Origin of the sequence: Acinetobacter sp. YH12152 (assembly GCF_013418285.1) — a bacterium.
Taxonomy (GTDB): Bacteria; Pseudomonadota; Gammaproteobacteria; order Pseudomonadales; family Moraxellaceae; genus Acinetobacter; species Acinetobacter amyesii.
The window spans coordinates 84,057-97,826 of the sequence record NZ_VPCH01000002.1 but is presented as its reverse complement, the minus strand read 5'-3'; the positions used below and the strand labels follow the sequence as shown (position 1 = coordinate 97,826).

At 42.7% G+C, this 13,770-nt stretch carries 17 protein-coding genes and 2 tRNA genes; 9 read left to right on the top strand and 10 right to left on the bottom strand.

The window, feature by feature from the left end:
• Positions 1–78: 78 nt before the first annotated feature.
• From FTU83_RS01240 to FTU83_RS01215, 6 genes are all read right to left on the bottom strand, one after another.
• The gene (locus FTU83_RS01240; RefSeq protein WP_180105502.1) at positions 79–813 is read right to left on the bottom strand and encodes a class I SAM-dependent methyltransferase; all 735 of its coding nucleotides are present in this window, start codon (positions 811–813) and stop codon (positions 79–81) included.
• Positions 814–918: 105 nt separating this feature from the next.
• Positions 919–1,644 carry a hypothetical protein gene (locus FTU83_RS01235; RefSeq protein WP_257222509.1) on the bottom strand — a complete coding sequence of 242 codons (726 nt, stop codon included), beginning with the start codon at positions 1,642–1,644 and terminating at the stop codon, positions 919–921.
• Between the two features lie 30 nt (positions 1,645–1,674).
• A complete protein-coding gene (locus tag FTU83_RS01230) occupies positions 1,675–2,115 on the bottom strand; it encodes a hypothetical protein (protein ID WP_180105503.1) in 441 nt (146 codons plus the stop codon).
• Positions 2,116–2,266: 151 nt separating this feature from the next.
• A tRNA-Phe gene (locus FTU83_RS01225) sits at positions 2,267–2,342 on the bottom strand.
• A 137-nt stretch (positions 2,343–2,479) separates the two neighbouring features.
• A tRNA-Phe gene (locus FTU83_RS01220) sits at positions 2,480–2,555 on the bottom strand.
• A gap of 205 nt (positions 2,556–2,760) precedes the next feature.
• Positions 2,761–3,150: a GNAT family N-acetyltransferase gene (locus FTU83_RS01215; RefSeq protein WP_078190486.1), complete on the bottom strand. Its 390-nt coding sequence runs from the start codon at positions 3,148–3,150 to the stop codon at positions 2,761–2,763.
• 97 nt (positions 3,151–3,247) lie between these two features.
• Here FTU83_RS01215 and hisB point away from each other — a divergent pair, with 97 nt between their 5' ends.
• From hisB to FTU83_RS01175, 8 genes are all read left to right on the top strand, one after another.
• Positions 3,248–3,841, top strand: coding sequence for an imidazoleglycerol-phosphate dehydratase HisB (gene hisB, locus FTU83_RS01210; RefSeq protein ID WP_078190487.1), 594 nt, complete (start codon positions 3,248–3,250; stop codon positions 3,839–3,841).
• Entirely contained in the window at positions 3,841–4,458 is a 618-nt protein-coding gene (gene hisH / locus FTU83_RS01205) for an imidazole glycerol phosphate synthase subunit HisH (RefSeq protein ID WP_180025926.1), read from the top strand. Before hisB ends, hisH begins: the two co-directional genes overlap by 1 nt.
• A gap of 130 nt (positions 4,459–4,588) precedes the next feature.
• A complete protein-coding gene (locus FTU83_RS01200; protein ID WP_078193148.1) occupies positions 4,589–5,098 on the top strand; it encodes a DUF805 domain-containing protein in 510 nt (169 codons plus the stop codon).
• A 229-nt stretch (positions 5,099–5,327) separates the two neighbouring features.
• The gene (locus FTU83_RS01195) at positions 5,328–5,801 is read left to right on the top strand and encodes a DUF805 domain-containing protein (RefSeq protein ID WP_180066111.1); all 474 of its coding nucleotides are present in this window, start codon (positions 5,328–5,330) and stop codon (positions 5,799–5,801) included.
• A 174-nt stretch (positions 5,802–5,975) separates the two neighbouring features.
• Positions 5,976–6,641, top strand: coding sequence for a 3'-5' exonuclease (locus FTU83_RS01190; RefSeq protein ID WP_180105504.1), 666 nt, complete (start codon positions 5,976–5,978; stop codon positions 6,639–6,641).
• 432 nt (positions 6,642–7,073) lie between these two features.
• A complete protein-coding gene (locus FTU83_RS01185; RefSeq protein ID WP_180105505.1) occupies positions 7,074–7,841 on the top strand; it encodes a hypothetical protein in 768 nt (255 codons plus the stop codon).
• 193 nt (positions 7,842–8,034) lie between these two features.
• Entirely contained in the window at positions 8,035–8,766 is a 732-nt protein-coding gene (hisA, locus tag FTU83_RS01180; protein WP_078190493.1) for a 1-(5-phosphoribosyl)-5-[(5-phosphoribosylamino)methylideneamino]imidazole-4-carboxamide isomerase, read from the top strand.
• Positions 8,767–8,835: 69 nt separating this feature from the next.
• Complete coding sequence (locus FTU83_RS01175; RefSeq protein ID WP_180105506.1) at positions 8,836–9,723, top strand: DMT family transporter; 888 nt, start codon at positions 8,836–8,838, stop codon at positions 9,721–9,723.
• Between the two features lie 90 nt (positions 9,724–9,813).
• Here the strand turns inward: FTU83_RS01175 and FTU83_RS01170 are convergent, their stop codons facing one another.
• Genes FTU83_RS01170 through FTU83_RS01160 form a run of 3 tightly spaced genes read right to left on the bottom strand, consistent with a single transcriptional unit; the run spans position 9,814 to position 11,850 of the window.
• On the bottom strand, positions 9,814–10,206 hold the full coding sequence (locus FTU83_RS01170) for a hypothetical protein (protein WP_168378990.1): 393 nt from the start codon (positions 10,204–10,206) through the stop codon (positions 9,814–9,816).
• A gap of 39 nt (positions 10,207–10,245) precedes the next feature.
• Positions 10,246–10,872 (bottom strand): DUF1294 domain-containing protein, encoded by a 627-nt coding sequence (locus FTU83_RS01165; protein ID WP_180022370.1) that lies wholly within the window; start codon positions 10,870–10,872, stop codon positions 10,246–10,248.
• Between the two features lie 27 nt (positions 10,873–10,899).
• Complete coding sequence (locus FTU83_RS01160; RefSeq protein ID WP_111884520.1) at positions 10,900–11,850, bottom strand: homoserine kinase; 951 nt, start codon at positions 11,848–11,850, stop codon at positions 10,900–10,902.
• A 110-nt stretch (positions 11,851–11,960) separates the two neighbouring features.
• Between FTU83_RS01160 and hisF the strand changes: the two genes are divergently transcribed.
• The gene (hisF, locus tag FTU83_RS01155) at positions 11,961–12,722 is read left to right on the top strand and encodes an imidazole glycerol phosphate synthase subunit HisF (RefSeq protein WP_306674445.1); all 762 of its coding nucleotides are present in this window, start codon (positions 11,961–11,963) and stop codon (positions 12,720–12,722) included.
• 374 nt (positions 12,723–13,096) lie between these two features.
• On the opposite strand, the gene FTU83_RS01150 is transcribed toward hisF, so the two are convergent.
• The gene (locus FTU83_RS01150) at positions 13,097–13,717 is read right to left on the bottom strand and encodes a hypothetical protein (protein ID WP_180041558.1); all 621 of its coding nucleotides are present in this window, start codon (positions 13,715–13,717) and stop codon (positions 13,097–13,099) included.
• Between the last annotated feature and the right edge of the window lie 53 nt (positions 13,718–13,770).

Below are 13,770 nucleotides of genomic sequence, written 5' to 3'. Positions count from 1 at the left end.
AGTTTAAACCTCACGTTGCTCATTCTAGACTTGAGATATCGTCCTTTACCTATCTGCATTACCACTGCTTTTTCTTTTTTATACTGTTCCAATTCTTAACAGCACAGGAAATGACAAAGCAAACTCTTGCTGCGGATGTCGGCTAAAGAAATCCTGCAAAGCTGCACACGGCTGAAGTGTCGGATGCCGCTGTTGATAGTGTTTAAGCCCAGACCACGTTTGCAAATAGTCCAAAATTTGCTGTGAACTCCACCTGTAATTTAAAAACAGCTGAGGTGTCGCTAACTCCTGAAATGGAAACGGAATACTGCGATATTCTTCGTCGATGTAACAACGTTCAGCATCCCAATAGCCTTTTAACGTGACAAAATACAGATCCTGTAAAAGCTGGTTCAATTCCGCGTGTTCAAATTGAATCAGACCATAACCCACAATGGCGATATGACCTTGGGGTTTCAATACGCGTCGTACTTCTGCATAAAATGTAGCAAAATCGAACCAATGAATCGCTTGCGCGACTGTGATTAAATCCGCTGAATGGTCGGCAAGCGGACAATGTTCGGCGCTAGCTTGCTCATAACGCACATTGTCTAAATTGGGTGCTTGTGCCAATTGTTCGGCACTCAGATCTGTCGCTAAAACCTGTTGAAAATAGGACGCCAAACCTTTGGTAAATTGACCTGAACCTGCACCACAGTCCCATGCCAATTCACGCACGGCAACATGCTGCAAGATGCTATCGACAACTTCAGCAGAATAACTTGGACGTGATTGTTGATACAGCGCACTCCCTGTAGAGAAAAGGTCTTTCATTGTAAAAATTCATTATTTATTTTTTTATCAGTTTAATCGAATTTTTAGGGTTGGAAACTAGCACTTAAGTCATTGCTTCAGCGATAAAATTTGAGCTTCAAATATTTACTCAATCACGTGCTGTATATAAAAACTGGTCTGTGCAATCGGGCTTAATTGATCATTCATTTGATAATATTTCACATCATAATGACCAGTTTTCCATCCAGTCATGGGATAGAAACTCACCCAGTTTTGTTGCTGTTGCTCACTAACTTTGCGTGGCGTAAAGAGCAGCACTTCACCGCTATCACGATGCGTCCAACGCACCATAACTTGCGTATTGTTTGGAACTTTACCCATGGTATCAAAATGTGCATACAACGGCTGTGTGACATAGATTTCACGAGGTAAAACTTGATCTACATCTGTCTGTGATTGATCAGTCACATACGCTTGCCCTGCCAATCGCTGCTGCGGATCATTTTTGGCTTGTAGAAATTCGTCTAACATCTGCTGCGCAAACTGCTGCTTATTTTGAATCCCTGCAAAACTGTAATTGGGAAATGCCTGCTGTAAATATTGCCCCAATTGTTGATCTGAAGTCTGCTGAATAATGCTCTTTAGCTGAAGATGTTGGCCTTTGAGTTGTTGCTGTATATCTTTAGAATGAGGCTGATCCGAGGTATCTCGATCTAAAGCCAAGAGTGCCACAGGATTATTCGTCGCCAAAGAGACAAGCGAGTGCTCAGGTGGCGGCGACGTCAAGCTTGGTTGGTCATTCCACGATGCCGCAATATAGCCCAGTGCAAAACAAAGCAGTCCAAGCATCAGATATTGAAGTCGCTTCAACTGTCACTCCACGAAACTATGTTCATTTGATTAAAGCCTGCAGCGGAGCACTTCTGTGCCGACAATATATTCACCAGAGCTCATCGTCGTACCCGTGTTAATCACCTGATTTAAGCTAAAGTTAGATCCAACTTTTAATTTAAGCAGACCATTATCACATGCTGCAGTTATTCTGCTGCCCGATTTCATATTGGATACACAGCCCGTTTTGGTCACGGCATAAATTGTTTGCCCTGCGGAAATACTGGTGCTGCACGATGCTGTAATTATTTTATCGAGCGATGATTCACAGGAAGAGCAATTGCCATTATCACAAAGCGCTGCTGCATTTTCACTTTTACATTCATAGGTCACACCATTTTGAATAATGGTTTTAGAATAGGAAGAATCGACATTACTACCGCCCCCGCCACCACATGCGCTCAGCAAGGCAATCATGCCAATCAAAACAGGAAATAATATTTTTTTCATAACCTTAACCCTTATTTTTTAATAATTTTCTTATAGCAATTGGGCCCATCATCTGGCATCGATTGTAGCAGTTAAACTGTGCGAAATATCAACACCTGAAAAACAGCAGACGAAAAAAAACCTCAAACAATCGTTTGAGGTTTTTCGAATATGGTGGCGAGACCCAGGATCGAACTGGGGACACACGGATTTTCAATCCGTTGCTCTACCTACTGAGCTATCACGCCGATGCGGTGTATTAAGCCGCATCTCAGTTAATTAGTCAATCATATTTATAAAAATATTTTTCGTATGCATATTTTTTAGGCAAAAAAAATCCCTGATGGGATCAGGGATTGATAAACTGAAAAATCAGTTTTGAATATGGTGGCGAGACCCAGGATCGAACTGGGGACACACGGATTTTCAATCCGTTGCTCTACCTACTGAGCTATCACGCCGATGGGGCGTATTAAACAATTTCAGTCTCATGGCGTCAAGCATCCGTTGCGCTTTTTTGTGCAAATGTTTATTTTTGAATCAATATTTCACATTATTTGCTTGTTTTTTGAGTGATTTCAAATTTCCACAGCTGAAATTACTGTGAAGACAACGTATATATCCAACAAAAAAGCAGCTCAATGGCTGCTTTCAATTGGGGGCAGGTTATTCTGCCGCAGTAATTTTTCCAATGTGTGCCAAACAGCGGTGGATCGCGCCACAACCCGGCTCAAAAGTCTTCACCCCTTTTTCTTCTTCCATACGGGTGGCTTCACTGACTAAACGTTCTGCAACACCACGCCCACGATTTGCAGGGTGTACCACAATATATTCAAGGGTTTTGCTTTCACCTTGGCCTGTACACCAAATCGCACCAATCAATTTTGTATTAAATTCTGCAGTATAAACTAAGGTATACTGAGCTAAGTTCTGCTCAAGTTGTTCAATCGCATCGGAACCGTCGCTAAACTCAGGGCTGGTGTCATACAGTCGCTCAAGCTGGCTGCGCACTTCATCATTTTCTAAAGAAGTATAGGCATGTACGGTAATAGGCATTGATAAACCCTCCTGAGCAATCTAATATGCGGTGACTTTTCGTCACAGCGAAAATATTTTTACATCAATCATTTTGACGTATTTGAGGAACGTGTCTATGACAGATCGTATCAGTGAAGTGGTAAGAAACACCAACGAAACCAAAATTCGAGTTCGTGTGAATCTTGATGGTACTGGTCAAGGCACTTTAAACACTGGTGTTCCATTTTTAGATCATATGATTGATCAAATCAAGCGACATGGTCTGTTTGATATTGATATTCATTGTGATGGCGATCTTGAAATTGACGATCATCATACCGTAGAAGACTGTGGGATTACACTGGGTCAAGCTTTTGCTCAAGCACTGGGCAATAAAAAAGGCTTACGTCGCTACGGTCACTTCTATGCGCCGCTCGATGAATCACTGAGTCGTGTCGTGGTTGATTTATCTGGCCGTCCGGGTCTTTGGATGGATATTCCATTCACTCGCGCGCGCATCGGGACTTTTGATGTGGATCTTTTCTCTGAATTTTTCCAAGGTTTTGTGAACCATGCGTTAATGACGCTGCACATCGACAACCTAAAAGGCAAAAACAGCCACCACCAAATTGAAAGCGTATTTAAAGCCTTTGCCCGTGCATTACGTATGGCGTGTGAAGTTGACCCGCGTGCCGAAAATACTGTTGCGTCTACCAAAGGAACATTGTAATGACCCGTATTGCCCTTCTTGACTATGGCATGGGAAATCTTCACTCAGCAGCAAAAGCCCTCGAACACGTGGGCGCAACTGTTGATGTCACCAATGATCCTAAGCTGATTGCACAAGCAGATAAAATTGTGTTCCCCGGTGTGGGAGCAATGCGTGACTGTATTCAAGGCATGCATGATGCAGGCATTGATGAAGTTGTCCGTAAAGCGGCATTTAATAAACCTGTGCTTGCGATCTGTGTCGGTATGCAGGCCCTAATGCAGCATTCCGAAGAAAATGGCGGTGCAGATGCATTGGGTATTTTTGAAGGTTCGGTTAAACGCTTTCCTGATGTAGAGGGATTAAAAGTGCCACACATGGGCTGGAACCAAGTGCATCAGGCAGACCCTAGCCACCCGATGTGGAAAAACATTGAGCAAGATGCACGTTTCTATTTCGTACATAGCTTCTATGTAGAGCCGCAAGATTCAAGCATTGTCGCTGCAACCTGTGACTATGGTTTGGAATTCTGTACCGCAATTCACAAGGAAAACTTGTTTGCGACACAATTTCACCCAGAAAAAAGTCATACAGCCGGCCTGCAATTGCTGAAAAACTTTGTGGAATGGGATATTTAAAATTCCTTCACCGCAAAAAAGCCCGCTCCTTGCGGGCTTTTTTGTACTGTTTATTTTTCATCCTTTTATTTTCTACATATTCATTTTAGAATTTGCCTACTTATAAAAATACCAAAGCCTAGGAATAATAATGAATACATTCACATCTGACTCACCGACCCAAGCCAGTGGTCGCTTTAGCCGGCGCGCATATCTTGCATGGAATCTACTTCTCGGCATTATTTTTACGCTAATTGCTGTTGTAGTCGGCCTGCTCATACCCGGTGCGCAAAATGCGTTGACTGAGGGTGCAATGTCGACGCCACTCATGATTATTTTCTTTATCATGTATGCCATCGTCATTTATTACAGCGTCATTTTCTTAATCCGTCGTTTACATGACCGAGACCATTCTGGATGGCTTGCACTGCTGATCTTAGTTCCTGTAGTGAATATATTATTTGCGCTCTATGTGTTATTTGCACCGGGTAATAGCGGTAGTAATAGCTTTGGACAACCACGCCCGACCAAAGGCTGGGAAACAGTACTCGCTGTTTTGTATATCGTGGTGTTTATACTCGGTATACTCGCTGCGATCATGATTCCGTCTTACCAAAACTATGTGATCCGCTCTCAACAAACCACGATTCAACAACAATAATGATAAATCATTAGATGCCGCCGAGATCGTCCTAAACAGCAATACATCTACTCAAACAAGCTCACACAAGTGGGCTTTTTTTGTACTTTACCTTTATAATCAACGCGCTTTTTTGGTACAGGATCAAATCCTGTACTTTTTCACATTTTTATGTCGTTTTTAGCTCAATTTTTTGCGGCTAAAAATGAATGATAACAATACTTTTTACGATAATTTAAGATCATTTAATATGAATAATTCACCCAATATAAACTCTGGTTGGAACCGTGACGGTCGTTTTAATCGCATGTCTTTTATCGGTTGGAATGTCTTCTATGGCCTCATACTGAGCATATTGATGCTACTGATCGTCAGCATGATGCCCAATACCCTCAATGCCCTAATAGCTCATGCTGAAAATCCAATGACGCAAGTGATTGGATTGATCCTAAATATTTTAATGCTGATCCCTTTGATGATTTTTTCAGTACGTCGTTTGCATGACTTTAATCTCTCAGGCTGGTTTGCACTCTTAGAGCTGATTCCGTTGCTCAATATCGTCATGTGCATTGCGCTGATGCTCATCCCCGGGTCTGCAAATGCCAATCAATATGGTGAGCCACGTGAATCCAAAACATGGGAGGTGGTTCTCGCCTTTCTCTTTATCGGTTTATTCTTACTGATCTTGGTAAATGTATTATTTACTGCGCGTTTTCTGTTTTAAGTTACTGTCTTTAAACCTCTTGGTCACTGTGTTTAAGTGCCCTCGTCACTGTCATAGCAACGCGCTATGACAGGCAGGTGAGTCAATGGCTCATGCTCAACGCCACATCTCGGTATTTGCATTTCCCTACTAAACGCTCTAGGCTGCAACAACAAGCCTTTGAATTGAATCACAATGACTGATGCTCTACTGACACCTATTTTGCCAACAAAAGAACAGATTAAAAATTTTCCATTGTTCCAAAATTTAGTGCCAGAGCAGATCCATGTCATTCACAATGCAGAACAATGCCAACACTGGGCCGATGAATTGCAGACGACTGCCTTATTCGGTTTCGACTCTGAATCTAAGCCGACTTTTCGTAAAGGTGAGGTCTCTACCGGTCCACATTTAATCCAACTCGCTACGGCGCAACAGGCGTGGTTGTTTCAAATGAACGAATACACTTGGGATTTTTTAAGACCAATCTTGAGTAATCGTGATCAAATTAAAGTGGGTTTTGGCTTAAAAAATGATGCGCATTTATTTCGTAAAAAAGGCATCGAACTGAATAGTGTATTGGAACTCTCCAAGTGCTTTGCTTCTTTTGGCTTAAGCCAACCTTTAGGTTTAAAAAATGCCATGGCACTGCTTTTTCGTGTGAATTTTCCAAAATCTAAATCGGTCAGCACCTCGAATTGGGCCAAAAAGCGCTTAAGTCCGGAGCAAATTCGTTATGCCGCTGCCGATGCCTATGCCCCTGTTTTGGTCTTTGAAGAATTATTACAACGTGGCTTATTACCCAAAACCATCCCCAATACTTCTCTCAAACTAAGAATTCGTCCGCACATGAATTTATAAATCCTTAATTATTTTAATGATTTAATTTATATTCAGCGATGTAACCGCTCTGTAACTGGATATTGCCCCAATCTATGGCATGACCAAGTGCAAAGATCGGCTGAAGAGTGCCAATGAATTTGCAGTTTATTTGCGCTAAAGATTTGAACAGTACCTTATTGCCTTAAAAATAGTCACTGCACAGTCTAAAAAAATAAAATCGCACCTTTTAAGTACATTTATATCTTTGATTTAACTCATTTTAATTACATTAATACACATTTATATTTTTATTCGACTAAGGTTTTGATCTCTCTAGATTTTCTAGCAGAATTACATGATTTATCTCATTCTTTCTATACTTTCATAATTTGTTTTCATCAGTCCCCTTTTGCTAAAACAAATCTGCCAAATACATAACACATCATAATTTAAAAACTTGGAGAACCTGACATGTTGAACTTATTTACAGGAAAAATCAGCGGCGTACTCAGCCTGACTTTACAAGGGATCAGTAAAGCAGCAGTTGGACTGGTTTTAAATACTGTTTTGGATACAGTAGACAGCGTATTAGAGACCGTAAGTAGCTTAACAGCGCCCTTAACGGATGCACTGACTGAGCTTCCGCTCATTGGTGGGACCATCGAAAAAGTACTCGCAGTTGAAAATCAGTTAGTCGGCACCTTAGGTGATGGCTTACATGCGGTAGCCGATCAACTAGCGACAGGTGATCTTCTCGGCGGTGTACAGACCGCTCTCAATGGCGTAACTGGGGTGGTCGGTCAAACTGTGACTGAAGTTGCAAGTTTGGTTGATCATCTCAGTGGTGTGGCTGCACCAATCACAGATGTACTTTCTGACCTGCCATTGCTGGGCGGTCTATTGGATGCAGTAGGCGAAACTACGGGGAATTTAACAGGCTTGTTGGCTGAAACGGGCGACTATGTAGCCAGTATTGATCCTACCGAATTATTAACATCCGTCCTGAATGATCCATTAGCAAGTGTAGGTGGTGTCGTGCAAGATGTTTCAGGCACTTTAGATGCCTTACTGGATGACATTGCACCGATTACATCGATTGCTACTGAACTTCCTGTGGTCGGTGATCTCGTTCAAGTGGTCGGTGAAAGTACTACAGCCCTCAATCAAGGCTTATACGATGTCGGTAGCTTACTTCAATCCGTAAACATCGATTTATTACAAACAACCGCTTATGTTTAATGACTAAAAACACTAATACACAGCGCATTTTTATAGACCAAGAATAAAATCCAATCCTCTATTTACACTGGCCTGACACATGTCAGGCTTTTTTAATTCATCAATTCTGATATTAGCATTTAGTGAATAGCCGTTTATTTGATAAGATTAGGCACAAATTCATTCTTAATTTGATTGAGCAAGGAGCGAAAGCATGCTGATCATCCCTGCAATTGACCTGAAAGATGGCAAATGTGTCCGTTTAAAACAAGGTCGTATGGAAGACGATACCGTATTTTCTGACGATCCAGTGGCAACTGCACAGCATTGGGTAAATGAAGGCGCGCGTCGCTTACATTTGGTAGATTTAAACGGTGCTTTCGCTGGTACACCGATTCATAAGCCTGTGGTTGAAGCGATTGCTAAAGCACAGCCTGAATTGCCAATTCAAATTGGTGGTGGTATCCGCTCTCTTGAAACCATTGAACACTACCTTGATGCAGGCGTCTCGTTTGTCATCATTGGTACAAAAGCGGTAAAAGAGCCTGAATTTGTTGAAGAAGCGTGCAAAAAATTTGCAGGCCATATCATTGTCGGTATCGATGCCATGAACGGCATGGTGGCAACGGATGGTTGGGCAAATGTCACTGACGTGAAAGCGACTGATTTGGCAAAACGCTTTGCAGATGCCGGCGTATCAAGCATTGTCTACACCGACATCGCACGTGATGGCATGATGCAAGGTGTGAACGTTGAACAAACCGTTAACCTTGCAACGTATTCAGGCTTACCTGTTATTGCATCGGGTGGCGTGACCAACCTTGACGACGTGCGTAACTTAAAAGGCCAACCGGGTATTTTAGGTGCGATTACCGGTCGTGCAATTTATGAAGGCACATTGAACCTTCGTGAAGCTCAATTACTGCTTGATCAACAAAGCTTGTAATTTTCCCGAGCAGAAAAGAGGTCTTCGGGCCTCTTTTTTTATTTCTCCTCTTCAAACAATCAAATACACATGTCAACCGTCCAATCTGCTTGGAAAGCCAAGTTTCCGCAGCTCGCACTCATCCTGATTACCATGATTTGGGGCGCCAGTTTTATCACCGTGCAATACGGTTTAAATTTTAGCAGTCCAGTGCTGTTTGTCGGTCTACGTTTTGCCGCAGCTACACTGGCTGTGAGTCTGTTATCGCTCAAATATCTTAGACATTTTTCTCAATACGATGTCATTGCGGGCGCAAGTATTGGCGCGGTAATTGCGATCGGCTATGCGACGCAAACAGTCGGCTTGCAAAGCATCAGCAGCAGTGAATCGGCTTTTTTAACTGCGCTGTATGTACTGCTGGTGCCGATTTTTATGTGGCTCTGTTTTCGGCATAAACCACATCTGATGACATGGCTGGGAGTAAGTTTGGCTTTTGTCGGTTTGGTCTTTTTAACTGGTAATGGTTTTGGCGCTATTCAGCTCAATTTTGGACAAATCATTACGCTGTTCGGGTCGATTGCCATTGCCTTTGAAATTATCTTGATCAGTTATTTTGCACCCCGCGTCAATCTGCGCAGAGTGACGGTTCTACAGTTGGCATTTGCCTCTCTATTCTGTTTTTGCTTTGCCCCACTAGTGGGTGAAACCACTTTGCCAAAATTTGAATGGCCATTAATCGCTGTACTCTGCGGATTGGGGCTAGCTAGCGCCGTCATTCAACTGGTGATGAACTGGGCGCAGCGCATGGTTGACCCTGCACAGGCAGCAATCATCTATGCAGGTGAACCGGTTTGGGCCGCGATCATTGGGCGGCTTGCAGGTGAACGCTTAACACCGCTCGCTCTCATTGGCGGACTGTGTGTGGTGTTCGGTGTGATTGTGAGTGAATGGCGGCCGAAACGGTTAAAGAAACGCTAATTTCAGCATCCTTTCCCATAACAAAAAGCGACCCATAAGGTCGCTTTTTTGATGCCAAGATTTTTTATGCTAAAAATCTTTAAACTCGCATTACTCATACATCGGTCGGTTGTCATTGACACGGATTAAACCTTTAATCGCGCGGTACACAATCCATAACCAAGACAGTCCGATTACCGTGACGCAGAAGGTACTCGCTCCCAGTGCTACACCTGCAAAAGCATTGGCATTATTGCCGGTAAAGAACAGAAAAATAAAAGGCACGAAAGCAATGATGTTCCAAATGAGATACCACCAAAACGTGCGAATCTGCCAAGTGAAATGGCTTTCAAAAATCGTGCCGCGCACATCACTGCGTTTGACGTAATTGATAATCAACGCGAGGACCGCAAGCAAGCCGGCAGAAAAAATCGCCACAATATAAAGAATATACAAAATAATCGTGAGCAGGCGGTTTGGATCTTTATCAATGGAATAATTCATTTCGCTCTCCGTCATGATGATTTTGCGGATCATTCCACCCTAGATATGCAGGATATTAAATGGTGAAATCAGCCATAAAATCAGTAATATGTTAAAGGCTATAGTACAGAAATATATTTTTCGAAATGGTTGTTTTTGTGTTTTATGCCGCAAACGTTGCTGAGCCAGCCATGCCGCCGGCCACCCACCTAAAAAAGACAAAAGATGCAGTGTATTTTCTGGCACGCGTCGGTTCCCCATTTGCGCAGCTTCTTTATCTTGAGCGTAGAACCAATAGGTCAGGACATTGATAATACTCACAAAAAGCAGCACCATGCCACTGAGTAAACCCGCCACAGACAAACCCGCCAAGGCGAGGATATAAATGATGCACAAGATTTGCATCGGCTCTGCCTGACGCGGCATCTGCACCACATTTTTTTTATTAGGGCGTTGTGTAGCTTTGGTTTGTGAGGCTTTTAAATAATGCACTTGCTGTGCACGAAAGCGTCCGCGTTCGTCTAAGATCACAGCATAATCCAACGCGCAGCCCACGATTGGTCGTGGGCCGGGACGGGAAAAATCTTTAATGTGCAAAAATACGCGATCTTTGGTGCTATCGTTCGGTTGAATGAAGCCGTAGCCCTTGTCATCAAACCATTCTACTAAGCGTCCTTGATCACGCATGCTTTTCCCCCTCGTTGTTTTTAAAATTTATGCAGTGACGAATTTTAATCGTTCAATCAGCATATTACGCATTTCAGCAGGGTTTTTCTGCAAAATATCATCCCCTGTACGGCCTTCTGCCGCATTTTTCTGTGCCACCTGTAAACGCATCATCCAGAAACGACCTGCCGCCATCGCCAAATATAACTCTAGGCATGATTTTTCATCTGCGGTTAATGGACGCACGCTTTCATAGGCATTTAAAAAGGCAATGGCTTTGTCTTCATTCAAATGTACATCCGGATATTCAGTACAAAAGTCATTTAAAGTAATAGCAATATCAAACAAGAGTTCGTCTTTATTTAACTCATAAAAGTCTAAAATGCCGTTGAGTTGATCGCCTTCAAATAGAGTATTGTCACGGAACAGATCAGAATGAATAAAACCGGTAGGACGGTCTGGATACATCGCCGTTAAGATGTCATATAAGCCCAACAGATTGTTAAGTAACGTGGTATCTGCTTCATTTAATGTTGGACGAATATCACGTGAAACTTGTAACCAATAAGCATGATCACGATATTCTGCACGTTCCAAAGGGAAATCTTGTAAAGCCACATGCATTTTCGCTTGGGCTACAGCAATCGCTTCTGCTTGCGCTAAGCTCGCAGGCATGGGATGTTGACCTTGCATGCGTGGCGCAATCTGTGCAGGTTTATCCTTTAAGCTATGAATCGCTTTACCCGAATGATTCAGCGGTACAGGCACAGCTAGACCAGCCTGCCCCAAATGTTCAAGTACAGGGACCAGTTCCCCTGCACCTTGCTCGTCCATCTCTTCAAAAACAGTTAATACATACTGCGTGCCATTTTCGCAAACAATAAAATAGTTGGTATTTTGAATACCGCCTTGAATCGGAATCAGGTCAATCACCTCCAGTCCATAAGGTGCTGCAAAATCCTGAACTTCCTTTAAAGTCAAAGTGGTATAAACCGACATAGAAAACCTGCGAAAAAACTTACATATTTTTGATAGAATAACCGCTCCGACTACTAAGGTGTAGCATCTAAGTCGCGAAGTTTCATAATCGGCTGTTATTTTTGGAAAAAATTATGCTTGCTAAACGTATTATTCCTTGCCTCGACGTGGACAACGGTCGTGTAGTGAAAGGTGTTCAATTTCTTGATATTCGTGATGCAGGCGATCCAGTTGAAGTTGCACGCCGTTATAACGAACAAGGTGCGGACGAAATTACCTTCTTAGACATTACCGCAACCTCAAATGGTCGTGATACCACTTACCGTACGGTAGAGCGTATGGCTGAGTCTGTATTTGTGCCATTAACAGTCGGTGGTGGCGTGCGTAAAGTAGAAGATATCCGCCTGTTATTAAATGCGGGTGCGGACAAAGTTTCGATTAACTCTGCGGCTATTTATAACCCTGAATTTGTACAAGAAGCCTCTCAGCGTTTTGGCGCACAGTGTATTGTGGTTGCGATTGATGCAAAAAAAACTGGCGACAATAAATGGGAAATTTTCACCCACGGTGGTCGTAAAGAAACCGGTATCGATGCCATCGAATGGGCAGTAAAAATGGCGGACTTCGGTGCAGGTGAATTACTCATCACCTCGATGGATGCTGACGGAACCAAAGCCGGTTATGACCTTGAACTGATGCGTAACATCAATGACCGTGTGACCATTCCAACCATTGCTTCTGGTGGTGTCGGTAATCTCCAACATTTGGCCGATGGCATTTTAAAAGGTGGCGCAGATGCGGTGCTTGCAGCCTCTATTTTCCACTTTGGTCAACACACCATTCCTGAAGCGAAAAAATATCTTGCAGAACAAGGCATTGAAATGCGTCTTTAATTGATTCGTTTTCAATGAGGATTGAAAAAGAGCGATGATTCGCTCTTTTTTTGCTTTGGTGTTTTTGATGCAACGCCATGGAGTTGTAGCAGCGAATCGTCAATTTAATTCATCCACTATAGACATAAAAAAAGGAGCCTTGTCGGCTCCTATAAACCAAGAAAAACTACAGCACTTGGTCTGATACTTAAAACAAATGAAAAAATATACATAGCAACTTCATCAATCAACTCGTCGTGTACAAGCCTTTTGATGATTTAAATATAGGGCATTTGCACTGCATTTGATTGACAGTAGATTCATAATTTGTTGACAAATTGCGACAACTCAATTGGGTAGAAAAGCTTGTTGTCACAACGTACAACGCTTTCACATTAGACCGTTTCAAGAAGTGCAACTGGCTTTTCACGCTCAGCGACCCACTTTGCAGGAAATACCCGATTGACCCAGTGTGACAATGGTTTCGCAATCGCTGTCGGTAGTAACACACCCAATGGGTTCTGTTCCTGTAATTTTGCCGAGGAGATCACTCGAGTCCCTAAAATATAATCAAACCACGGCTTAGTCACACACCAATTGGCATCCTGATTTGAGTTCATATGGTGGTCATAGTGCCATGGAATCTTTTTCATCGCCCACTCTGGCTCAAGATGTGCGCGACGATGGATATAATAATAATTCCCTGCGCAATACAGCACCGACAAACTTATTCCTTTGGAAATGGGATAAAACAGCGGGACAAATACAGCTGAAACTGCCACCAAAGACAATATTTCATTTTTCGTGCGCCAGTTCTGTACACCTTCAACATAGCCATGATCATGAAAATCTGTTTTTCGAACTTCACGATGATGTTCCCAATGTGATTTCATGCTTTTCGGTACTGGACTAAAACGTGGCTTGCCTGACCGATGTGTCCCATGCAAAACATATTTATGCGCGACCCATTCAAAGGCATTGGCGACGACCAACCCTGCAATAAAACCTTTTAACATGACCAATATCTCCTTTTCTTAGCTCCACTATAGGTAATGAAGAGGGCTAGATA